Origin of the sequence: Hymenobacter sp. HSC-4F20 (genome assembly GCF_019599275.1) — a bacterium.
Classification (GTDB): domain Bacteria; phylum Bacteroidota; class Bacteroidia; order Cytophagales; family Hymenobacteraceae; genus Hymenobacter.
This window is the reverse complement of the sequence record NZ_JAHZTD010000002.1, coordinates 322,609-345,727: the sequence shown is the minus strand read 5'-3', so window position 1 is coordinate 345,727 and position 23,119 is coordinate 322,609. Positions and strand designations below refer to the sequence as shown.

Below are 23,119 nucleotides of genomic sequence, written 5' to 3'. Positions count from 1 at the left end.
CTGTGATGCGAGGTATGACACCTTCAGATGTAGTACTTGAATGGCAGTACCTTGACGTTGTCGTTGGGACCAGCAGTCAGAATTTCACCTATGGTGTCAGCGAATTTCAGTGTGACGGGTTCACCGTCAGCGAACCGGCAGGTGTTGTAGTTGAGCTTCGTCAACGCCAAGACGTCTTTGCAGACGGTGAGAATGTTGGCGTCTCCACGAGTGATTTGTACTTGGAGCGGATTGGGTGTCTCCAGCCCCACTACAGTCTGCAACCGAGGAATGAACCCCTTCGTCCAGAGGTACGCGAAACGGGCGTCTTTGACGTAAACGGTGCCTCGCATGACGGGAAAGTCGCTGGCCCGGAAGAGCTTGAATGTCGTCTCGTGGCTGATCTTGATTCCCACAACCGCATGGGCGCCTGCTGCCGCTTCCAAGAAGCCCTGCCACTCGTTGTCATCGAAGTAAGTACGGCCGTGAATGAAGACCTCGCGTGGTACACCGTTTTCCTGCTTGTAGGCAGCAAGCGCTTTCGTGAGCAGGTCTTTGGCTCCGTCCTTCGTGAGGTGATACTCTTTCGTATCAGGGTTGTACCAAGGACCAACCGCTCCTTTGAATACCTGTCCGTCGCCCGAATCGAGGAACATTTGGGCTGCACAGCACGCGATGCGTCGGTCTTCGTTCCGGTCGTCGTTTTTGAAGACCAGCCCGATGTAACACACGCCCTTGCGTATGTCGGCAAGCTTCCACGGAGGAAGCCCAGTGACCTTGTAGTAGATAGATGTGGTCAGGCTCCACGCAATGTCTGTCTCGAAAGCCGACAAGTCCTTCTTCGGGTTGCCGTTTTTGTCGAGAAAGTCCTGGTACGCAATGGTACTCTCCTTAATGACCTGCGTCAGGATACCGTGGCGCAGTAACTTAAGTTTGAGCTGGTTGTGAAAGTGCTTCTCGTAGTGGTACGCATCACGATAACGGCGCGTGTTTTCGTCCTCAAATAAACCTGGGTTTTGGCGGCTATACACATCGCGTATGCCCACGCTCAAGGTGTCCTTGGACTTGGGAACTTTGGACATCGGGCGGCATAGTTGGTACACCATGTCGGGTATGATGACGAACCACAGGCTCACGGGCACGTCGGCTTCCTCCTTGTAGCTGATGAGCCTATCCGCGTACAGGTCCACGATGCTGGCGATACGAACGTGGTCGTCTGTGTAGCGGAAGAACCGTTCTAGTGCCTCAGGGTCGATTGTCAGCTGAGTGTATTGCTGGTCGTTGAAGCGGATGCCGTACACCTCCTCGAACCCAGGGAAGAAGGGTTTCGCCATGTCGGGCTTTGGGTAGAAGACCGGCTTCTGGATGCTCGACATCCAGCGTTTGAAGCGCCTCTGCCCATCCGGTGTCCCAATGATTCCGACAGAGAAGTTGTTACCTCGGCCCTTGTCGAAGGGGCCGTAGAGCATCAGCCCGTCGCGTGGGTCAATGAGCTTCTGATCGTGGGCGAACTTCAATCGAGGCTCTGGCAGTATGCTCAATTTAAACGGCTTATTCTTCACGGTGATGCGCTTTAGAAGGGAGAGAAGAATTGTCGTCGGCTAGTAACTCCGATAAAGCAGCCGCGTCGTCAAACTCAAGATGAACGTCGGCTTCTTGTTCTTGCGCGTCGTCGTAGTCGTCCAAGGGTATTAGACGCCCTTGATCTTCCGGGTCGTTGTATCCTTTGTCGCTGACAAAGCAGATGGGCGTTGTTGACAGCCACAGGTAATCGGTCTGTGTAATAGGAATGCCGAAAGTGGTGGCATCGTCGGTGAGCGAACCGAGGAAGGCTAACTGAAGGTCGCGCCATTCGGCATTGAACATGCGCTTGCCCTTCTTGCGGCGAGCCGTCTGCATTGCCTTTTTGTCGTCCCAAGGTGTGGCGCCGTCTTTGGAGAAGACGATGTGGGCTTTCAAACTAAGAGACGGGTGTGGGTGCAGGCGTACGTTGAAGCTGACGCCGTAATGCCACACATTGTCGTGAAGGTAGACCCCCGTCAGTTGCTTCGAGCGGAGTTTGCTTCCGTAGTAGTACTTGAACTTGGGGTCAGTGCTTTCGTGGCGCGTGCGGAAATAGCACAGCCGCTTGTTGGCCATTTCGTAGGTGTGAAGGCCGCGTTGCACCAGAAAGTTGTGAACGGCCTGATGCAGGACGCGCACCAAGAAGTTAGACGCGTCCTGCTTTGTCGGAAACACCTCCGATTTGTACCGTCGACCGCATATCTGTGCGACAGACAGCTGAATTACGTTGGTCGCCTTGACGATTGTTGGGGCGAACAGCTCGGCTGCCGTTTCACGTTGGTGCAGGTCAGGCAGGCGAGGCTCGAACGCGATTATGTATCGGTCGTGGCGGTCAGCCGGAAATGAGTTGGCCGCTGTGATGACACTCATCACCTGCTTGGCTTGCGCATCATTTGCGTACTCGTGTAAGTACAGCGTCGATGGAAGCGTGGGGAGACCGACCCAGTTGGAATACAGGATTTCTTGTTTCTCCAGAACGTTGTTGGAGGTGGCGAACTTGTTCTGGTACCAGTGAGCTGCCGACAGAGGAGTGTGTTCGTTGCGAGGAACGTCGTCCTTTCTCAGCTTCGCCAAAAGCGCCCGAAGACCTTGTGCCCACGAGTTCTGAAACTGAATCATCGCCAAGTTCGGCAGCCCAATGATGGCGTTGTGGCTGACGCCATCGAGGTTCAGCGGGATGATGAAGTCTTTAAGCTGGTGCTCCTTGGCTATACTGCGTGCATAATCCCACTCATCACGCACCCCCTCTTTACGCACTGAAGCATGAGACGCGACGAAGACGAATTTCGCCACGCTGCTTTGGAGCAACAGCTGAATTTCCTTCCAAAAATGTTCGCCACCGTGTACTTGCTCTAGCTCGCACCATACGTCGTAACCCTCGTTGCGCAGCTTGATGGAGAGCCACAGGGCAAATTCGTTGTCTTCGGGCAGGGCGTGGCTGATGAACACCGTTCGGCGTTCCGAATGCGTAGTGGACATGACGTCAGGCAAGATGGGTAAGAACAAGCAGCAACAATGCCGGCAGCACTACCAGCGACCCATAAAACATTAGGAGGGTAGGGGCTATTGCCGCTGACCACCACGATGCCCGACCATGTCGATAACCGCTGGCGTCCATTGTGAAATCTATCTGAGAAAGCTCACGCTGAGCGACGTCTTGGTAAAGCGCACGGTATTGACGCTCCTGACTCAAATAGTAGGCGTCGAGCACCCAGAAGAGGACGGTCGAGATGTAAGTAATAAGAACGTACCGTGCGTTGGCGTCCTTGGCTGCCAGCGCGAAGAGAGCTGCGACCAAAGAGACAGCCCACCCCTTTATCAGGAAGCCGTTACTGTTGAAGCGGTTAATCGACGTCTGAATGAACTCTAAGTGTTTGAGCTTTGCTTCCATGCGTACGGTGGAGTGGCTAACACGAGGTGCGTGAAGTCTGTCAGAGCCAGCAACGACGGGCGTACTTCCACACTCGTGTATAAAGCTACTATAATTAGCGTGCGCTTGTTACGACTTCGTTGTCGCGCGGTTACATGAGACGGCCTTGAGAGCAGAAGGAGTTAACTTCTTGCCAATCATGGGACGTCGTCACGACACCAGCCCCAGTGTTGTGCTAAAAAGCGTGGCATTTACGTGCACCGGCTTTGTAGCACATGTAGCCGCTGCTCATACCCACGCGCGAAATGGCTAAACCTCTTTGTCCGAATTGGTAATTGCCGGGTCGTCGACTAAGTCGCGCACCTCTAGGTTAAGCGCTCGGCTCAAAGTGATGAGCAGGTCGAGGGTGGGGGCGAGCTGTACAAGCTCGATGCGCTTGATGGTGGACTGCTCCACGTTGGCAATGTCCGCCAGCTTCTGTTGTGAGTAGCCGCGCTCTTTGCGCAGGAAGCGCAGTCGTTCAGAGAAAGCCTTTAGACCTGCGGGGTTTTTCACACGGCAAGCTGCCGCGGATGACTTTATGGATTAAGGGCGTATACGCCCTTAAAACGGCGCGTTTTCATTACCTTGCGCAGGTGTTTCTCAGGCGTGAGAGCAACAGTCAGCTGAACATCTACTTTCTCAAGTCGGCGGTTAATGCGTCGCGTTATCTGAGTGGCTGTTGACGCGCCTGCGAGAAACCATTGAACTCGGAGACAAAACCTGCTACCCTCATGCTTTCATCGTCGCCCCGTCCTTCTGCGGACCACCTTTCCTTCACGCTGGCTACTTCAAAGCAACGTGCACAGGCGTTAGCCCACGCACGAAAACGGTTAGAACCACAGCTCCCGAACTTCAGCGATGCGCAATGGGAGAGCATGTTCAACACGTATGCCCCGGCACTGAGCGTGGAGCACCAAACGGGCGCCGTAACCTTAGCAGACGATGCACTGCTGCCTTTCGCTAATTGGGTTCATCTCCATCAGGATACCGAGAACGACGTATCCCTCTACGGACATGAAGCGTACTACCTCGCTCGAAATTTGGTCTCGTACGCACAGGAGGCCAGTGACTTGGTCGCCGCTGACCCGGAGTTGACGAAGCCGGAGTCAATCGGAGTGATGAGGGCGTTGTTCCAGCGGCTGTCAGTTGGCAACGTGGTGGCTGAACGGGTCTACCACGCATGTCAGAAGCCTGACGAGCGGGCACGTTAACAGTCGGCTCGGGGCCAACAGAGCCGACTACCCACAACTCAATCTAACAAGTAACGGCCGGGCAGCGCTATCGGACGCGCAGCAGTGACTCTGCTGAGCAACGTCGACTTTGGCCGGCAATCGTGGTATATGCGCAGATTACTATTGGTATTTACCCTTCTACTACCAGCCTTGGCCGGTCGGACTCAGGAGTTGATGTTGCCGGCGAAGTACTTCGTCTACAAAATCGTGCTTACGCGTCGTACACCCGAAAATCCAGTTGAGCGCCAACTCAACTCGTGGGACGTGTCGATGATTATGGTTACCAACGAGGCCGGCGTGCAGCTGTACAAAACTGACCACAAAGCCGGTGCTAAAGCTCTTCAGTTCCGCGCAGTTGGTCCACCCGTGTACCGGCTGAGTGCGCTTGAGTACGCCAAGAGCACCTTCATTGACGGGGTTACTACGGAACTGTACGCGGCTTCTTACAAAGGCGCTATCACCCCGCCTGAGGACTTGGTGCGTAATCCTGGTGCTGTTATCGTTGGCTGGGAATCTGAAGTTCAAGAGGGTAACGCGTTAAAAGTGCTCTGGCCCTTCGACAACAAGAGCGGCAGCAAGAGCACCCCACTTCTTGCCAGAGGTAATTATCGTCTGTCCTTCTACTGCATTCCCGCCGAGTAGAGGTTGTCATTGCGAGTTCTGGATGATCACAGGCGCTTGATTTTAGGTGTCGGTGCCATGGTTTTGGCAGCCAATTAGTTAGACGGGTGGTGTGCGTATGCTGTCGAGTTTAAACGCGCGTAGTTTAAATCAAAGTCATTTACTCGAGTGCAGCCGTAATGAAGTCAACTACTGCATTACCTGGGGAGCATTGGCTCTCGCGATAAGGGGTATTTTTTAGGTCCTGTCACTCGCTCAGGCGGAGGAAGGCTCAGAGCAAGGTGAGAAGGAGCAAGGGCGCTCGGTCGGTCAAGGTTGAACATCTACGTCTGCGTTTTCGATGAGGGCTTGGAGCCAAAGTCCGCCCATAGCAAGACCGACATGAACGAAGGCTACGATGGGACGCAATTGACCACATCACCCACCAAGCCGAGCTTGTAACATTCGGCTTGGTACTACTGCACGTAACGGACTACACCATCGGAGAGCACACCGTTGTGGATTTTACATCGAAACGCATGCTTCCGTCGATACCTTTGAGCAGGTGCCTGACTCACTTCTAGCGAGAAACGCCTACTTCGAAAGTACTTCCCTCTTTCATATGGCTTCTACTGTGACCCCTGACGAGCGAGCAGCAGACCGTCCGCTCACGGACCCGTTGCACGATGACTTCCAACGTTATGCATTCGCGCAACGCATTGCGCAGACACTTATAGGGCGCCGGAGCCAGGAGAGTATCGTGGTTGGGCTTTACGGAAAGTGGGGAGAGGGAAAAAGTACTGTCCTGAACTTCTTGCAGCAGACGTTGGCCAAGCAACCGACGCAGGCGGCCGTAGTGACTTTCAACCCGTGGCGCTTTCCCGACGAGTCACAGTTGTTGGTTCAATTTTTCAGCCAGCTGGCTCACGCCATTGACGGTCAACTGCATACTCGTGGTGAGCGTGCGGCTGATGCAGTCAAAAAGTACTTGGCTCCCTTGCTGCCGACCATGACTTACGGCGTGGGAGAAAGCGACTTAGGCAAGGGAATGCAGTCCATTGCGGACGCATTGCTGCCCAATACCGAAGAGCTACGGGCGCGAGTGGAGGAAATGATTGTGGCGTCCGGCAAGCGAGTCATCGTCATTATTGATGACCTGGACCGGCTGGAAAAACCGCAGCTGCAAGCCGTGTTTCGACTGGTCAAGCTCACGGCTGACTTCCGTCAAACAGCGTACCTATTGGCATTCGACGACGAACGGGTTGCCGGAGCTATCGGAGAACTGTTCACTCCCCTTGCTGCCAAGGACGCAGACGTGGCCGACGCTGGGCGTCATTTCTTGGAGAAAATTATTCAAGTTCCATTGCGCCTGCCACGCGCTCAACCGGATGCGTTACTGCAGTTTTGCTGGAATCGCCTATCGGACGCTATGCAGGACACGAATACGCACCTGTCAGAAAATGAGAATGAACGCCTAGGTGAGGTGCTGCGGGCGGCCATTTTGCCGCGCTTATCGACGCCCCGTCTTGCCGTTCGGTTAGCCAACGCCGTGCAGTTCAGCTTGCCGTTGTTGCAGGGTGAAGTCAACGCAGTAGACTTACTGCTGCTCGAAGCAATGCGCACGTTCTACCCCGACCTCTATCAGTTTATCGCTAACAATGAGCACGCTGTAGTCGGATCGGCCCGCGGAGGTACTATTTATTTGAGTACGGGTAGTGGCTCTAACAACAATGCTGGCGACGAACGACATCAAGCGATTCTGGATGGGGCGCTGGGTCGGTACCAAGGTGACGAGCGACGCGGTGCCACGCAACTACTTAGCGCGTTGTTTCCCCGCGTCAGCCGGCTCTATAACCGTTCCTCTCCCTTCAGTCTGCGTGGTCGCAACAACCGACATTCACTCACGGAGGAAGAATTGACTCGTCAGCAATCCATTGCTGCAGATACCCATTTTCGTCGGTATTTTTCGTATACGGTCATACGTGGCGACGTTTCTGACACGGAACTCGCGGCTTTTCTCGCTCAGGAAGAGCCCGCCGAGCAACTGCGTGTAGCTCAGGCTATGGTATCTCAGTTGGGCGTCGGCCGCTTTCTACAAAAGATCAGCTACCAACTTTCGTCCATTGACGAAGCCCAAGCTCGTCGATTGTGGAACGTTGTATCCGCTATCAGCCCAGACCTTAGTACTATCAGGGGTTCCGCTATCGGGCAGGGCTCCAGCCAAACCGATGTTGCCGCCAAGCTGATGCTGAACCTATTGGCACGAGTAAGCGACGCCATTATGCGCCGGCAGCTGGTGCAAGACTTGGTGCAAAGCGGGGGGACGTTTGCGCTGGCTGTGGAACTTGTCGACCGGTTACGTCTTCGGGCGAGAGACGAGCAAAGAACCCGGGACGAGGTAGAGGAGCCAGAAGAAGCGTCGATAGAGTTGTTTACCGCTGCGGAATGGCAGCAGCTGGGGGCCGAAATGCCCTTGTGGCTGCTGACTCGGGCCTTGAGAGAAGCGGATACAGCACCGTTGTACCAAACGCATCCCGTGGAAGCGCAATGGCTTCTGTTTACAGTATGGCCCCAGAGCGAACAGCCGCTTAGTTCGGTGCAATACGTTACCCGTTTTCTAGAGCAGTTGCCCCAAGACCTGTATGACTTTCTGGCCGTATGCTCGTCGCGTCTGAGCATGGGAGGAAGAGACTTTTTCGCCAACCTGACAACAGAGACGGTTCAGTACTTAAAACAGCACTTCGGTTCAACGCTGTACGAGGTAGCGAAACGCTTAATTGGACCCGATGAAGTCGTGACTAACCCCAGCTACGACCCCAATGAGCCTACGCCGCATCAACGAGTGCAGCAGTTCGTTTACCTGTACGAACGCCTGTCAGACACTGCGCAACAGCCTAGCTCTGAGGAAGGAGAGTAGTATCAGCAGTTCGTCGTCCATTTTGTCTTTCCCGTGAAGCCCACTGTTGATTCTCTCGAAGCACTTATCGCCTACTCCAAAAACTACTTCTTTCCCCTGGCACACAAGAAGGAAGGCGCGTTAGCGGGGCAATTCACGGAGCGGGTAGTCAAGAGGCAGGTCTTTTTGTTGCAGTAAAGAGAAGTGCGTCAGCAAACCAACTTCGTCGTGCGCCGCTGCTTCTAAGCTCTACGTCGTTGACCCAAACGGCAAAGGGCACAACCTGCAGTTCGCGCCGGAGAGCCAGTGAATTGTCGAACAGGCCAATTTCTATGCACAGAAGCCGAGCGCGGTGTACATCGAAGCTGTGGAGCTGTCCAGGTTGATGAAATAGCTACGCAGACAACCGTAGGTGACGAAAGCTCAGTGCGTAGAAGGGGCACCAGACATAAGCAGGTGCTGTCGTTTGATCAAGCTCAGCGGGCGCAGGTAGCTCTGCAATATGACAAAATCGCCGTCGGTCAGCGGCACGCGGGCTTGCATGCAGGCTCGCAGCAGATCATGAGCAGAGGGAAGATCATATGGTGTAAGTATAGCATGCACCATCACGAGCAACGTTACCACATGCCATTTACTACAGCATCGCTCAACTACCATTACGGCTCTCGCAGCCGGGTGCAAGAGGAAATCGGACCCGACAATGCTTGACGCGAAATGTTGTTTCGCCACCACCGCCCAAAAACACATAGCACGAAGGGGGAAGCGGGGCTACGAGGCGGCTGGTTAACGCAGACGAATTTACACGACGCGGGCAGGGAAGTGTTTGAATTTCATACTGATTGGTTTGAATCCCTTTTTCACGCGTAGTACCTCCACCGGACCTTTGTCACGAGTGGTAGAGCTCTCCATGCTCCTTAATTCTCGGTTAAGTCAGCTGCAAGCTGGAGCCATTCAGCTATGTGACGCCCATATGGCCGTCACACCAACCCTTGTTTACAAAACATGGACGCATCCTTTGAAAAATCGACTTCGGGTCTAAATCGCCGCGACATGCTGAAAGCGGGTTTGTTGCTGGCGGGTGGCGCTATGCTGCCAACTGCGTGCACGGTGTCGGCCCCGGCGTCTTCGGCTCGTTCTGCTTCCGACAAACACCGAGTGAGCACGCGGCGTAAGCTGGGAAAGCTGGAAGTATCCAGTATCGGCCTGGGCGTGCAGAACATGAGCCGTACGTATCAGACGACGGTTCCCAACCGGGCTGAAATGCACCGCATCATCCGGACCGCGTACGAGAACGGCGTCACCTTATTCGATGCTGCTGAGGCGTACGGCCCGTTCGAGGTAGAGCGCATCCTGGGCGAAGCCGTGGCTCCCTTCCGCGACAAAATCGTCATTGAGACCAAGTTCGGCTGGAACATCGACCAGAAAACTGGGCAGCGGCTGCCGGGCCTTAACAGCCGACCCGACCACATCAAGGTCGTAGTCGACGGCATGCTTCAACGCTTGCGTACTGACCGCATTGACCTGCTGTACCAACATCGCGTCGATCCGGCGGTACCCATTGAGGACGTAGTCGGCACGATCAAAGACCTCATCGGTCAAGGCAAGGTGTTGCATTACGGCCTCTCTGAGCCCGGCCTGCAAACCGTGCGACGTGCACACGCCGTGCACCCGGTGACGGCCATCCAGAACGAATACTCGCTGCTGTGGCGGGGGCCGGAAGCAGAAGTGCTTCCGCTCTGCCAGGAACTCGGTATAGGCTTCGTGCCGTGGAGCCCGCTGGGCGTTGGGTTTCTCACCGGGGCTATTGATGCCGGTACCAGGTTCGCGCCTGGTGACATCCGCGGGGTCGAGTCCCGGTTCGCGCCGGAGAACTTACCCAATAACCTGGCTCTGGTGGAGCTGGTGAAGCGCTGGGGAGTTCGGAAGGAAGCTACGCCTGCTCAAGTCTCGCTGGCCTGGCTGCTGGCGCAGAAACCGTGGGTTGTGCCCATCCCCGGGACTACGCAGATGGCGCACATGCTGGAAAACAACGGAGCCGATGCCGTGCGGTTTACAGCCGATGAGTTGACGCAATTCAACTCGGAGCTGGCCCAAATTCAGGTCAAAGGGGAACGTCTGCCGCAGATGGTGCTTCAATTTTCTGGGGTGGAAGCCGCACCCAAAAACTGACGTTGATTTTACCGACACCGCCTGCGCCGTAAAAATGGTGTTGGGGACCAGACAATTCAACCTCGTTCGAGCAATAACATGAAACAGCACCTGATTTTCATCTTTGGTTATTCGCTTGCCTTGGTGTCGTGTTCCCGCGGTGGAGAGGAAACGGCGACGCCTACCCCGCCGGTTTCGCCCACGTCACCGGTTGAGACCAATGCACCCAACGCCACGTATCGTCCAGCCTTTGCGGGTCAAACCCGGATTAACGGGGTCACGACCGCTGCTGGCAGCTACCGGGCGACTATCGTTACATCCGCGTTGACGAGCCCGTGGGGCATCACCGGGTTGCCCGATGGCCGCCTACTCATCACCCAAAAAGCCGGACAACTGCGCATCGTGAACCCGTCAGGCACGGTAAGCACGCCCATCACGGGTCTGCCAGCAGTCAATTCTGCTGGGCAGGGCGGGCTGCTGGGCGTGTGCGCCGACCCGGATTTTGCCACTAACAGGATAGTGTACTGGTCGTTTTCAGAACCTCGTCCAGGCGGTAACCTGACCGCCATCGGCAAGGGGCGTTTAGCGGCGGATGAACGGACCATTGAAGGTGCCACCGTCATCTACCGTGCCGAGCCCGCGTATGCTGGCGTCAATCATTACGGCGGCCGCGTGGTGTTTGACCGCACGGGCAACCTGGTAGTAAGTACCGGCGAACGGGCCGATAACGCCACTCGTGCCCAGGCGCAATCGGTTACGTCGGCTCTGGGCAAGGTGATTCGCATCACGAAGGAGGGGCAGCCCGTGCCCGGCAACCCGGTGTTTGCGCAAGCAGGTGCCCGCCCCGAATTGTACTCCATGGGTCATCGGAACCCGCAAGGACTGGCTATTCATCCGGTAACTGGGGAGGTATGGCAAAGTGAGCACGGCCCGCGGGGTGGTGACGAAATCAACCGGCTTCAGGCAGGCGCTAACTATGGCTGGCCGACCATCACGTACGGCCTTGAGTACAGTGGTCAACCCGTGCTGGGCGGCATTCAGCAAAGTCGGGGTCTGGAGCAACCCGTTTACTACTGGGACCCGGTCGTGTCCCCCAGCGGTATGAGCTTCTACGTGGGTAACCGCATCGCCGAGTGGCAAAACAACCTGTTCATCGGTGCCCTCAGCGGTCAGCACATTGTTCGCCTGGTCATCGACAACAACCGGGTGGTGGGGGAGGAGCGGCTACTGGCTGGTGAAGGGCAACGCTTCCGCGACATCACGCAGGGGGCGGACGGCGCCTTGTATGCCATCACCGACCAGGGCCGATTATATCGAATCGACCGGCCGTAACTGATTTTCATCCATACGGCTACGCAGCAACGTCCACCTCCTACACCATCTGATATGAAAGCGTCCTTTCTCGCACTTTGGCTCTTCGTACTGAGCGTGCAATGCTCCTACGCTCAGCAAAACGGCGGAAGCACATCAACCAAAGATGGCTCCCAGGCAGCACGAGAAATCACCAATCTCTCCAAGGCGAAGTGGCAATGGATGGCTGAGAAGAACGTCGATAAGCTCGATGACCTCTTTGATGACAAGGCCGTGTTCGTGCACATGGGTGGAAGTTGGGGCAAGGAGCAGGAACTCACGGTCATCCGCAACGGGAGCATTCACTACAAGCAGGCGGATATTCAAGAGACGTCGGTGCAGATTATCGACCGCACGGCTATTCTGCTCAGCAAGATCAAGCTAGTGGCCGTGGTGGGCGGCAACGAGGTTACTAACCCCTTTGTGGTGACGGAAGTGTACGTGCAGCAACGCGGGAAGTGGAAGTTGGGCTCCCTTTCATTTACCCGTCTGCTTACGCCCTAGCAGCCTACGCGCCGCAATTCAGCGGTTGTCCGCCTTGCACAATAGGGGCTTGGTAGCCGCAACCTTTCAACTTCACCAACAGATGAGCAACCAGGATACCAGTCGACTGCCGGATACGAAGCCGCTCACCCGCTACATGACGTGCTGGCTGGTAGTCTGCTTCCTGTTGATTTCCGCGTGTTCCTTTTCTCAAACGGACGATGACCAAGCTCCCCTGAAATCTACTGTAGACCCCAGCAAAGTGTTGATCGTGTACTTGTCGCGCACCAACAACACCAAGGCGGTGGCAGGCCTCATTCACCAGGAAGTAGGCGGAACCTTGGTGGCGTTGGAATTGGAAACGCCTTATCCCGCGCATTACCAGACCACGGTGCAGCAGGTGGTGCGGGAGAATGAAACCGGCTTTCTGCCCCCTTTGCGCACGCGGATTGCCAACATGCAGCAGTACGACGTCGTCTTCGTGGGCTTCCCCACCTGGGGGATGCAGTTGCCGCCGCCGGTGAAAAGCTTCCTGAAGCAATACGACCTGAGCGGTAAAACCATTGTTCCGTTCAACACCAATGCTGGGTATGGGGTGGGCAGCAGCCTGGAAACGGTCAAAGCTCTGACTCCCAGGAGCACCGTTCTGGACGGGTTTTCAACCCGAGGCGGCATCGAGCGGGACGGCGTGCTGTTCGTGATGGAAGGCGCAAAAGGAAAGCAGGTGCAGCAAGAGGTAAGGGACTGTTTGCAACGAATCGAGTTGTTAAGCAAGAAGTAGGAACGCCGTGTCTACAGCGGTAGCTGGGCACGCTGTTGCCGATGGTACTACTCACCAACGCGTCCGCCCTGGTCGCAGTCTCGTGCTGCAGCCAGGGCGGACGTGTAAGTAAACAATAAGGGACGTAAGCCGCCTGCTTACCGGTTGATGGCTTGTTGCGCTTGTGCCGAATACCGCGCGCCCTGAATTTCCACCTGTGTGAGAGCCTGCTCAATGCGTTGCAGGTCAGCTGCTGTCAGCTGCACCTGAGCCGCGCCCAGGTTCTCTTCGAGCCGATGCAGCTTGGTCGTGCCGGGAATCGGAGCAATCCAGGGCTTCTGCGCCAGCAACCAGGCCAGCGCGATTTGAGCCGGGGTAACCTGCTTGTCGGCGGCGATGGTGCCCAGCAGCTCCACGAGAGCCTGGTTGGCCTGGCGAGCTTCCGGCGCGAAACGGGGCACGGTGTTGCGGAAGTCCGTCTTGTCGAATTGGGTGTTTTCGTCAATCTTACCCGTCAGGAAGCCCTTGCCCAGCGGGCTGAAGGGGACAAAGCCGATGCCCAGCTCTTCGAGCGTCGGCAACACGCTCTGCTCCGGCTCACGCCACCACAGGGAGTATTCGCTTTGCAAGGCGGACACCGGCTGCACGGCGTGCGCACTGCGAATCGCAGCTACGCCCGCTTCCGAAAGACCGAAGTACTTCACCTTGCCCTCCTGAATCAGGTCTTTCACAGCGCCGGCCACGTCTGCCATCGGCACGTTGGGGTCCACCCGGTGCTGGTACAGTAGGTCAATGTAATCGGTTTTCATGCGCTGAAGCGACTGCTCCACCACGAACCGAATGCGCTCGGGCCGGCTGTCCATGCCTTCCGCAGGAGCGCCGTTTTTGAAGCCGAACTTGGTGGCGATGACCACCTGCTTGCGCACCGGTGCCAGCGCTTGACCCACGATTGTTTCGTTGAGTTCACCGTAGGCTTCGGCCGTGTCAAAGAAGCTCACGCCACGGTCCACGGCGGCCTGAATGAGGTTGATGGCTTCCGCAGGGGGCACGCCGGGACCCAGACCGAAGCTCAGTCCCATGCACCCCAAGCCCAACGCCGATACTTCCAGCCCGCTAGAGCCGATTTTACGCTTTTCCATTGTGTGTGAGTTAAAAAGGTCGCCCTTGTCGCTTGTCAAGTGCGTTTTATTTCTGCTTTTCTGCGCTGGGTGGTGTGCCCGACGCTAATACCTTGGTCAGCACGACCCGGGCAGCATCGGCTTCCTGTTTGCCAATACTCGCTTCTGCTACCTGCAGCAGCTGCCGGAGTTGCCCTGGAGTTACACCGAGGTGTAGCCCGATGCCCAGGTGAGACTGGAGCATTGGCTCCACGCCGCCCAGGCTTGTCAGCGCAGCGATGGTGACCAACTCCCGCTCCGGAAACGTCAGCACGTCCCGCTCAAAAATGTCGGCAAACAGATGCTCTTTGAGAAACACCTCGATTTCGGGGCTGAAGGCGCTGTATCCTGTTTTGGGACCGGTTTCGGGTTTGCCGGTGAGCGTTTCCAGGTTCTTTTTGCCCCGCTCGTACTTGGAGGATGTGCTGGTAACAGGCGACGCTGCTTTGCCAACCACGTCGGTTATGCCTTTCGCTTTGCGCTCTTCCAACACCTTGATCAGGGTGTTGAGACCGTTGAGGCTGCGCGGGAAGCCGCAATAAGCGTAGAGCTGCACGAGTGCTTCCTTCTCCTCGTTTACGGTCAGGCCCGCATCCAACCCCTTTTCCAACGCCTGGTGCAGCCGGGGCAAATCCCCTTTAGCCGTGAGGGCCGAAATGGTTACGAGGACTTGTTGCCGGGACGTTAGCGCGTCGTGGACCTGAGCTCTGCCTTGCGCTTGGGCGGACTGCCCCAACAGCAGGAACCAGCCAGCTAGAACCAGTACACAGAAGGCGGATTGCGTCATGTTAAGCGGGTTGGCGCAAGGCGTCGAGCACCTTGTCCGGGGTCATCGGCAAGGAGCGCAGACGCCGGCCGGTGGCGTGGAAGAAGGCATTGGCAACGGCGGCCGTCACGCCCACGATGGCAATTTCGCCGATACCCTTCACGCCCATGGCGTTGACGTGGGGGTCGTGCTCGTCGATGAAGTCAACAGTCATGTCCGGGATATCAGCATTGACCGGAATGTGGTAGTTGGCCAGATCGGCATTGGTGTAGCGCGCCCAGTGCGGGTCGCGTACCGTTTGCTCCATCAGGGCCGAGCCGATGCCGAAAATGGTCCCACCAATCACCTGCGAGCGGGCCGTCTTCGGGTTGAGGATGCGGCCCGCGCTCATCACGCTTACCCAGCGCGCGACGCGTACAGTACCCAGTTCGGGGTCCACGTGCACCTCGCAGAAGTGCGCGCCGAACGCGTGCATAGAATACCCAGCGGCTGCTTCCTTTTCTTCCTTGTTCATGTCGGCATCGGCCGCAGCGCTTGGCTCCCGGTACACGCTGCCGTAGCGACCTTGGGCGTTGCCTTCCACGTCGCCCAGGCTGGCGCGCTTCATGACTTCGGTAAACGCCTCCCCGGTGGCAGGCTTCGCTTTGAGCTGCAGGCGGCCGTTGCCCATCTCCACGTCGGCGGATTTAGCACCATACAGCGGCGAGTTCTTGTCCGCGACGGCCAACTTGATGAGTTTCTGCCACACGTCCTGCGCGGCCAGGTACACCGACGAAGATACCCGCCCGGCGGCTGTGGAACCGCCCGACCACTGCGTGCTAGGCAAGATGGTGTCACCCAGCTCGAAGCGGATGTTCTCAGGCGGCAAACCCAGCGCGTCGGCCGCTACCTGGGTAATGATGGTGTAGGTCCCCGTGCCCAGGTCGGTGGCACCGGCCTGTACGACAGCGCGGCCGTCGGCGTAGAGACGCACCCGGGCATTACCCTGGGAGTTGTGCACGGGGTACGAGGCCGTAGCCATGCCCCAGCCGACCAGGGTTTTGCCGTCGCGGGTCTGCCCGTTTTTGGGATTGCGCTTGTTCCAACCAAACAGCTCGGCGCCGCGCTGGTAGCACTGCTTGAGGCTCTTACTCGACCACGGGTGCCCGTTGGTGGGGTCTTTCTCGGCGTAGTTGAGCAGCCGAAGCTGAATAGGGTCAATACCGAGCTGATAAGCCAAATCGTCCATAGAGCATTCCAGCGCGAACGAGCCAGGCATGTCCCCGGGGGCACGCGTCGATGTCGAGGTCATCACGCTGGCCTTGGCCAGGTGGTAGGTCGATTCGAAAGCCGGCAGCGCGTAGAGCATATTGATGATGCGGCTGTTGGTTTCGGCATAGTCATCCCAGGGCGAGGTGGTCGAGGTTTTCTCGTGCACGATGCCCAGCAGCTTGCCGTCCTTGGTCGCGCCCAGGCGCAGCGTCTGCTCTTGCTCTTCGCGGTGGCCCATGCCGGTGTACTGTTGCTGGCGTGTGAGCACCAGCTTCACCGGACGGCTCACGGCTTTGGCCGCAAGTGGGGCCAGCACTACGTGGGGCCACACCCAGGCTTTGCAGCCGAAGCCGCCGCCGAGATACTTGGTCACCACGCGCACCTGCTCAGTAGCCAGACCCAGCATCAGGGCCAGTGTTTTCTGCGTTTCCGACACGCCTTGGGTGGTGTCGTACACGGTGAGGCGGTCCGGCGCTTCCCAGTGGGCCGTGGTGGCGCCCGGCTCCATTGGGTTGTGGTGGTTGGTAGCGTGGGTGTAGGTGGCTGTCAACTGCACTGGGGCACTCTGAAAGGCGGCTTGAGCATCTCCGCGCTTGGTGACGCCCGCCGTACCCTTGACGTTTTTCGGCACGTAGCGCTCTGCCTTGGGGTCCTGGTAAGAGGAAACGGGTGTCTCTGGGGCAATATTCACCTTGAGCAGGGCCGCCGCGTACTGCGCGTGCTCTAGCGTATCGGCAACCACGATAGCCACGGGCTGCCCGGCGTAGTGCACCTCGTCCGAGAGCATCGGGAAGAAGCCCATGGGTGAGTTTAACGTGCCTTTGTTGACCTGCGAGTCCGGTACTTTGACCGGCTTGGGCAAATTCTGGTGGGTGAGAATGGCCACCACGCCCGGCTGCTTCATTGCGGCGGTGGTATCGAAGCCAGTGACGCGACCCTTGGCTACGTCGCTGGTTTTGAGCACCGCGTGCACCAAGCCCGGCAGGCTATTGTACTCGGCCGAGTACTTGGCTTGGCCGGTTACTTTCGCCCAGCCGTCGACGCGGTTCAGCGGTTGACCCACGACGCCCGGCGTTGCGTTGGTGTCGAAGAATTGGGGTTCCGTATCCATTGGGGAGCGTTTGGCTGGGAAAACGACAATAGCGGGTGACAGTCGGTTGGTAATTACCCCGCTGCTACTTGCTGTAGGGCACGCACGAGCGTGTTTTGTGCCAGCTCTACCTTGTAGCGGTTGTGCTCCCGAGGTTGAGCTCCCTGCAGAGCGGCTGCCGCAGCCGCCCGGAAGGTGGCATCGGTTGCCGGCTGGCCGACCAGCGTCCGTTCCGCTTCGCGGCTGCGCCAAGGCTGCGCGCCCACACCGCCCAGTGCCACGCGGGCCGCGCGAATGGTGCCCGCTTGCACGTCCAGCCCCACGGCAGCTGAGGTCAGGGCGTAGGCGTAGCTGCTACGCTCCCGCACCTTCAGGTACGTCGAGCGCTGTGCGGGGACGGCTGTGGGAAGCGTGATGGCGACAATCAGTTCCCCAGGCTCCAGCACCGTCTCGATGTGGGGCGTGCTGTCGGGCAGCCGGTAGAAGTCCGTGAGAGGCACGTGCCGCTGCTTGCCCTTGCCTTTTTCCAGGGTCAGCACCGCATCAAAGGCGGCCAGCGCTACCGAAAAGTCGCCGGGGTAGGAGTTGGCAATGCAGCTCTCACTTACCCCCAGGATGGCCAAGTTGTGGTTGTCGCCGTCTTGGGCGGGGCAGCCCGAGCCGGGCACGCGCTTGTTGCAGGGGAAGGCCGGGTCGCGAAAGTAGCCGCAGCGTGTGCGCTGTAACAGGTTGCCCCCGACAGTAGCCATGTTGCGCAGCTGCGGCGAAGCGGCCAGCAGTAAGGACTGCGACACGGCCGGAAACTGCTGCAGCACCAGCGGATGTTCGCCCACGTCGCTCATGGTTTCCAGCGCCCCGATGCGCAGGCCATCTTTGGTTTGCTCAATGCCCCTGAACGGCAGCGCGTTGATGTCGATGAGTTGTGGGTGCTCCTGCAGGTGGGCCTTCATCAAATCCAGCAGCGTGGTGCCGCCGGCGATGTAAGCGGCTGTGGGCGTGTCCTTGCGCAGAGTCGTGGCCTCTTTGGCCGTAGCCGCCTGGGTGTAGCTGAAGTCGTTCATCGCCGTTAGCCTTTGCTTTGTTGGGTGGCGACCTCGCGCACGGCGGCCAGGATGTTGGGGTAAGCACCGCAGCGGCACAGGTTGCCGCTCATCCATTCCCGTGCCTGCGCGTCGGTGGTGGCGTGACCTTCTTGCACGCACGCCACGCCCGACATGATCTGACCTGGCGTGCAATAGCCGCACTGCAAACCGTCGTGCTTGAGGAAAGCTGCCTGCATGGGGTGCAGCTGGTCTCCTTTGGCCAACCCCTCGATAGTGGTAATTTCCTTGCCCTGCGCCATCACCGCCAGCGTCAGGCACGCGAGCGTACGGCGGCCGTTGACGTGCACGGTGCAAGCCCCGCACTGGCCGTGGTCACAACCTTTCTTGGTGCCAGTCAGGTCTAGTCGTTCGCGTAGGGCGTCGAGCAGCGTTACGCGGGGCTCGATGCGCACCGTATGCGCTTGCCCGTTGACACGCAGTGTAATATCGGTGGCGCCCTGGATGACCTTGGAGTAGGCCGTCAGGCGCTCGGCCTGGCTCACGAGCGGCGGTGCCAGCGCCAAGCCGAGGATGCCGCCGGCCTGCTTCATGAACGAGCGGCGCGAACCGTCTTCCGGCTGCGGTGTGCCAGCGGGGGGGAACAAGTCAGAGAGCATGGCAAAAAGGAAGTGAAGATGAAGAACGTCCGCCCCGAATGTGGGCCACGGGAAGTAAGCAACTGCTGGTTTTCACGTTCTTGGCCAGCGGCGTTGGACTCCAAGCGGACGGCCTGTACCGCCAGCACTGGGGACCGGAGGAGCTTGGGCGAACTCACATTCCGTGGCGCCTTTCCGGAATATACCCGCTGAAAACGACGAAGTTGCCCGCCGCGCCGGTATTGTTTGAAACCCTTACTGAATCGTTTGATAAGTGTAATCGCTCGGCGCGCGTCAAGGCGGCGGACTACCCCTCCGCCACCCGCTCGGCATCCCGCCGAAAGGCGAGGGGAGTGGTGCCGGTGTGCTTCTTGAAGAAGTTGTTGAAGTAGGTGGGGTACTCAAACCCCAGGCTGTAAGCAATTTCGGCTGTGCTCCATGAGGTATGGTGCAGCAGCGCTTTGGCTTCGGTAATGACCCGCTCGGCAATGTGAGCGGTCGTCGGCTTGCCGGTCACGTCCTTCACCGACCGGTTCAGGTGATTCACATGCACGCCGAGTTGCTGAGCGAAGTCCTGGGCGGTTTTCAGCGGCATGGCTTGACCCGGGCTCTCCACCGGAAACAGCCGCTCCAGCAGCTCCAGAAACAGCGCCGTAATCCGGGAGGAAGCGTTTTTGTGCTGCACGAAGCTTTCGGTAGGCTGCATGCGCAGGGCCTCGTGAATAAGCAGCTGCAGGTAGGTGCGGATCAGGTCGCCCTTGTAGAGGTACTCGGTGCCTTGCTCGGCCAATATCTTCTCGAAGATGCCCTTTGCGTAGGCCGCCTGCGCATCGTCGAGGTGAAACACGGGCGTGCCCCCGACCTTGAACAAAGGCGATTGCTGCAGGCTTTCCGAACGGTCGTTCTCCTTCATGAACGCCTCGGTAAAGAGGCAAGAGTAACCCGTTAGCCGCGGGTCGTGTAGCTCGATAGCGTACGGAATATGCGGGTTGGCAAACATCAGGCTGGGCTCGCTGATTGGGATGCTGCGGTCCGCGTAGTGCACGGTGCAGGGACTGGTCACCAGCGCCACTTTGTAAAAGTCCCGCCGGCGGTAGTCGTGGCTCGGGCCGGCCGCCGTGTCCACCGCGTAGGCTTTGAACCCCTTCAGCTTGAGCTCTTGGGGGTTCAACTCGTGGTGGCCGCTGATCGGTCCAGCCGTAGGGGCGACTTCGGGGTGGGTAGCGTTCATACACTAACGGCATCAGCGCCCGCAGAGGGGCCAGGTAGGGAAGATAAGAAAACGGCACTGATTGGGGCGCCCAAGGGACAAATACCAAGAGCCCCAGCACAGGGCTCTCGGGTTGGGCTTAATGCACGCGTTGCCGACCAGCGGATGTGTACTGGGCGCGTTGCTTAGTCGTGGATCTTTCGCTCACTGATCCACTTGACCATGTTCGGGTCGCGGTGGTCGAAGAAGAGACTGGCTTTGGTGTCGAATGCTTTGATGGCGTCCAGGTCCTCGGGGCTCAGCTCGAAGTCGAAGATGTTGAAGTTCTCGGCCATGCGCTCGGGCTTCACCGACTTGGGAATGGCCACCACCCCGCGTTGCGTGAGCCAGCGCAGGATGACTTGGGCCACCGTTTTCTGGTACTTGCCAGCAATGGCGCTGAGCACCTCGTTGCGGAAGATGTCGTTCTTGCCCTCGGCAAACGGCCCCCACGATTCGATCTGCACCCCGTTTTCATGCAGGAACTGTTGGGTGTCGATCTGCTGGTGGAAGGGGTGGGTCTCCACTTGGTTCACGGCCGGTTTCACCTCGTGGTGCACCAGGAAGTCCATCACCCGGTCCGGGGCAAAGTTGCTGATGCCGATGGCTTTGATGCGGCCGGCTTTGTACAGCTCTTCCATGGCGCGCCAAGCTCCGTGCACGTCGCCGTAAGGCTGGTGGATGAGGTAGAGGTCGAGGTAATCGAGCCCGAGCTTCTGCAGAGACGTTTCAAACGCCTGTTTGGCGCCTTCGTAGCTGGCGTCTTGTACCCAAAGCTTGGTGGTGATGAACAGCTCCTCGCGCGGCACGCCACTCTTGCGGATGGCGTTGCCAACAGCTTCCTCGTTCATGTAAGAAGCAGCCGTGTCAATCAGCCGGTAGCCGGCCTTGATGGCTTCCAGGACGCTGGTTTCGCACTCGGCAGAGTCGGGCACCTGGAACACGCCGAAGCCCAGCACGGGCATTTTTACCCCGTTGTTTAACGTTACTGTTTGCATGGTTTCTACCTAAAAAGGGGAGGAAAAGACTGCGTACCGCTGCCACGCCAGGCTGTACGGCTCACCAGACACTGGATAGCAGCACGGACGTAGCCGCTGGAAAGTTGCCCTGCAAAGGTCCGGCGGTTCGCACCGGTCCGAAAAAGAGAATCAAACCAATGAGTATAAAATTCAAACAGCTCGGCGTCTGGAGTCCTTGCCGATGGTGCAACATAGTGCCCTCGGTTATTTCGTGCGCTGGTACTGCTCGTCGGTGACGGGCTGCAGCCAAGTGGCCGCGCCTTTCTCCGTGTTGGGCACGATGGCGACGTGGGTCATTGCTTGCGTGGACGATGCACCGTGCCAGTGCTCAATACCGGGCCGAGCCTGAATGACGTCACCCCTGCGCAGGAGTCGTTTGGGCTGACCCTTTTCCTGGTAGAAGCCCACCCCATCGGTGACCAGTAGGATCTGTCCGGCAGGGTGGCGGTGCCAGTGGGTGCGGGCTCCGGGCTCAAACACGACGTTGCCCACCACGCACCGATAGGTACTGTCGTCGTCTACCAAGGGCTTAACCCACACGGTGCCCGTGAAATGCTGCGCGGGAGCCCGCTCCCCTTGGGGAAAGATCGGGCCCTGCAATGTGCCCGGAGCAGCGGGGTTGTGAGATTGCGCCAAGCCGGGCAGCGCAACCCAGCTGAGCAGGGCGCACAGCCCCATAGCAGTTAGTGTCATCGTGCGGGTGGTTGAGGTTAAGTGGAAGTAAGTACCCAGGGCAACCGGGCAGCCGGTGGTAGGCTTACTCTACTGCATAAGAGGTTAGAACCAGCAGCGTTGGCGACTTCTCCAGCTAGAGCGCATCCCGCCGGCTGAGCCAGGAAGGTGGATGTAGCAACGGAACATGGAAGGAGGAGGGGGCAGACGCATGACCTCGTGGAGGACCAAGTGCAGGTAGCTACGCAACAACTCGTGTTTGAACGGGTAGGTTGATTGTTGCTCAGTCAGCATCTGCTGAAACAGGCCCGTCAGGTAGGCGGCCTGCTCGTTGGGAAGCCAAAAGATGCTCCGTCCCATGCTGGTGAGCAGCGACCACGGCTGTCTTCCACCAGTCAGGCTGCACTCGTTGACAAACGCCTCGGTAAAGAGACAACCATAGCCCGTTTGGCGGAGTGGCAACCAGTTTACAGAAGCTTGTGGAGGCGGATGCCCCAGCAGCAGATACGTGCCCTCCCGCTCAGTTTCCCGGCCGGTGCCGTCCGACAAACCTTTACCTGAAAGTAGAGTGATGTTAGAGTAGTCGCGGCGTCTGGAAGCCGGCAGCGAACCGGAAGTCGTGTCTATCAGGTAAGCCTTAAAACCTTTCATGTGCATCCCGACCGTAACCAACGTTGGTAGTGTACCACAAGCAGTCTATTCACGTACGAGGCAGGTGCCTGCTTATGAGCGAATTAGTGCCGTCAAAACCCGGTTCAACAGCTGCCCCGTTGTCATGCGTGAATGGCAGGTGTATCGCTGTGAGCGGCACATGGTACTTGCTTCTACAAAGGTCTGGAGGTCGGCATGGGGTGCATAATGAAAATCAAACCAATGGGTATGAGATTCAAACCGGTACGTCCCTTTAGGTAGAGACAGCCCGAAGCCCGGCTGTATGGGCAGTCAATTACGGTGTGCGTGCCGTGCCGCAACATCATTTCGTGAGCAGAGGTGGCTACCTCTACGGCTGTGACTTCACTCACATACCCAACTTGAGAGTCGCCAGCATCGTGCGTCACATTTCAGCCTTCGATGCAGTAGTTCTGTCCGAACGCGTTGTGGTAATCGACCAGGACTGCTACAGTAGCACCGCCGGCAACGGCTTCAGCTGCGATGGGAAGACCGCATAGGTGGTCTTGATGATAGTGCTCTGCGTGTCTGCTCGACCACGGACTGTCTCAGAACGTTGGCACTATATGGCTAACGACGACGCATGGTCAAGTGAAGGGGTAATGTCGGTCGTGAACTGTACTCGGTGGTGAGATATAAATAGCA

The 23,119-nt window shown here is 58.0% G+C and carries 21 protein-coding genes; 8 read left to right on the top strand and 13 right to left on the bottom strand.

The annotated features are described in order from the left end of the window. Positions 1-23: 23 nt before the first annotated feature. The 4 genes from K3G63_RS11210 to K3G63_RS11195 all read right to left on the bottom strand — a co-directional run bounded on the left by K3G63_RS11210 (position 24) and on the right by K3G63_RS11195 (position 3,967). Complete coding sequence (locus tag K3G63_RS11210) at positions 24-1,496, bottom strand: hypothetical protein (RefSeq protein WP_220614218.1); 1,473 nt, start codon at positions 1,494-1,496, stop codon at positions 24-26. 34 nt (positions 1,497-1,530) lie between these two features. Further along, positions 1,531-3,021, bottom strand: a complete 1,491-nt coding sequence (locus K3G63_RS11205) for a toll/interleukin-1 receptor domain-containing protein (protein WP_220614217.1) — start codon at positions 3,019-3,021, stop codon at positions 1,531-1,533. A gap of 4 nt (positions 3,022-3,025) precedes the next feature. Then, positions 3,026-3,433, bottom strand: a complete 408-nt coding sequence (locus K3G63_RS11200) for a hypothetical protein (protein ID WP_220614216.1) — start codon at positions 3,431-3,433, stop codon at positions 3,026-3,028. Between the two features lie 288 nt (positions 3,434-3,721). Further along, on the bottom strand, positions 3,722-3,967 hold the full coding sequence (locus K3G63_RS11195; protein ID WP_220614215.1) for a helix-turn-helix domain-containing protein: 246 nt from the start codon (positions 3,965-3,967) through the stop codon (positions 3,722-3,724). Positions 3,968-4,185: 218 nt separating this feature from the next. Here K3G63_RS11195 and K3G63_RS11190 point away from each other — a divergent pair, with 218 nt between their 5' ends. The 7 genes from K3G63_RS11190 to K3G63_RS11160 all read left to right on the top strand — a co-directional run bounded on the left by K3G63_RS11190 (position 4,186) and on the right by K3G63_RS11160 (position 12,944). Further along, complete coding sequence (locus tag K3G63_RS11190) at positions 4,186-4,665, top strand: hypothetical protein (RefSeq protein WP_220614214.1); 480 nt, start codon at positions 4,186-4,188, stop codon at positions 4,663-4,665. A gap of 171 nt (positions 4,666-4,836) precedes the next feature. Further along, positions 4,837-5,328 (top strand): hypothetical protein, encoded by a 492-nt coding sequence (locus K3G63_RS11185; protein ID WP_220614213.1) that lies wholly within the window; start codon positions 4,837-4,839, stop codon positions 5,326-5,328. Positions 5,329-5,908: 580 nt separating this feature from the next. Next, positions 5,909-8,203 (top strand): P-loop NTPase fold protein, encoded by a 2,295-nt coding sequence (locus tag K3G63_RS11180; protein ID WP_220614212.1) that lies wholly within the window; start codon positions 5,909-5,911, stop codon positions 8,201-8,203. Between the two features lie 1,065 nt (positions 8,204-9,268). Then, positions 9,269-10,351 carry an aldo/keto reductase gene (locus tag K3G63_RS11175; protein ID WP_259404420.1) on the top strand — a complete coding sequence of 361 codons (1,083 nt, stop codon included), beginning with the start codon at positions 9,269-9,271 and terminating at the stop codon, positions 10,349-10,351. A 78-nt stretch (positions 10,352-10,429) separates the two neighbouring features. Beyond that, positions 10,430-11,662, top strand: coding sequence for a PQQ-dependent sugar dehydrogenase (locus K3G63_RS11170; RefSeq protein ID WP_220614210.1), 1,233 nt, complete (start codon positions 10,430-10,432; stop codon positions 11,660-11,662). A 54-nt stretch (positions 11,663-11,716) separates the two neighbouring features. Then, positions 11,717-12,184: a nuclear transport factor 2 family protein gene (locus K3G63_RS11165; protein ID WP_220614209.1), complete on the top strand. Its 468-nt coding sequence runs from the start codon at positions 11,717-11,719 to the stop codon at positions 12,182-12,184. An 82-nt stretch (positions 12,185-12,266) separates the two neighbouring features. After that, positions 12,267-12,944 (top strand): flavodoxin, encoded by a 678-nt coding sequence (locus K3G63_RS11160; RefSeq protein WP_259404419.1) that lies wholly within the window; start codon positions 12,267-12,269, stop codon positions 12,942-12,944. A gap of 137 nt (positions 12,945-13,081) precedes the next feature. On the opposite strand, the gene K3G63_RS11155 is transcribed toward K3G63_RS11160, so the two are convergent. From K3G63_RS11155 to K3G63_RS11115, 9 genes are all read right to left on the bottom strand, one after another. Then, the gene (locus K3G63_RS11155) at positions 13,082-14,062 is read right to left on the bottom strand and encodes an aldo/keto reductase (RefSeq protein ID WP_220614208.1); all 981 of its coding nucleotides are present in this window, start codon (positions 14,060-14,062) and stop codon (positions 13,082-13,084) included. A gap of 46 nt (positions 14,063-14,108) precedes the next feature. Beyond that, complete coding sequence (locus K3G63_RS11150) at positions 14,109-14,867, bottom strand: carboxymuconolactone decarboxylase family protein (protein ID WP_220614207.1); 759 nt, start codon at positions 14,865-14,867, stop codon at positions 14,109-14,111. Between the two features lies 1 nt (position 14,868). Further along, entirely contained in the window at positions 14,869-17,208 is a 2,340-nt protein-coding gene (locus tag K3G63_RS11145; protein WP_220614206.1) for a xanthine dehydrogenase family protein molybdopterin-binding subunit, read from the bottom strand. A 53-nt stretch (positions 17,209-17,261) separates the two neighbouring features. Further along, a complete protein-coding gene (locus K3G63_RS11140; RefSeq protein WP_220614205.1) occupies positions 17,262-18,248 on the bottom strand; it encodes a xanthine dehydrogenase family protein subunit M in 987 nt (328 codons plus the stop codon). A 5-nt stretch (positions 18,249-18,253) separates the two neighbouring features. After that, the gene (locus tag K3G63_RS11135; protein WP_220614204.1) at positions 18,254-18,886 is read right to left on the bottom strand and encodes a (2Fe-2S)-binding protein; all 633 of its coding nucleotides are present in this window, start codon (positions 18,884-18,886) and stop codon (positions 18,254-18,256) included. Between the two features lie 286 nt (positions 18,887-19,172). Then, positions 19,173-20,096: an AraC family transcriptional regulator gene (locus K3G63_RS11130; protein ID WP_220614203.1), complete on the bottom strand. Its 924-nt coding sequence runs from the start codon at positions 20,094-20,096 to the stop codon at positions 19,173-19,175. A 164-nt stretch (positions 20,097-20,260) separates the two neighbouring features. Further along, positions 20,261-21,112, bottom strand: a complete 852-nt coding sequence (locus K3G63_RS11125; RefSeq protein WP_220614202.1) for an aldo/keto reductase — start codon at positions 21,110-21,112, stop codon at positions 20,261-20,263. Between the two features lie 225 nt (positions 21,113-21,337). Continuing rightward, positions 21,338-21,826, bottom strand: coding sequence for a cupin domain-containing protein (locus K3G63_RS11120; protein ID WP_259404418.1), 489 nt, complete (start codon positions 21,824-21,826; stop codon positions 21,338-21,340). Positions 21,827-21,910: 84 nt separating this feature from the next. After that, the gene (locus K3G63_RS11115) at positions 21,911-22,456 is read right to left on the bottom strand and encodes a hypothetical protein (RefSeq protein WP_220614201.1); all 546 of its coding nucleotides are present in this window, start codon (positions 22,454-22,456) and stop codon (positions 21,911-21,913) included. 302 nt (positions 22,457-22,758) lie between these two features. On the opposite strand from K3G63_RS11115, the gene K3G63_RS23165 reads away from it, so the two are divergent. After that, complete coding sequence (locus K3G63_RS23165; protein WP_409070866.1) at positions 22,759-22,974, top strand: DUF3641 domain-containing protein; 216 nt, start codon at positions 22,759-22,761, stop codon at positions 22,972-22,974. Positions 22,975-23,119 lie beyond the last annotated feature (145 nt).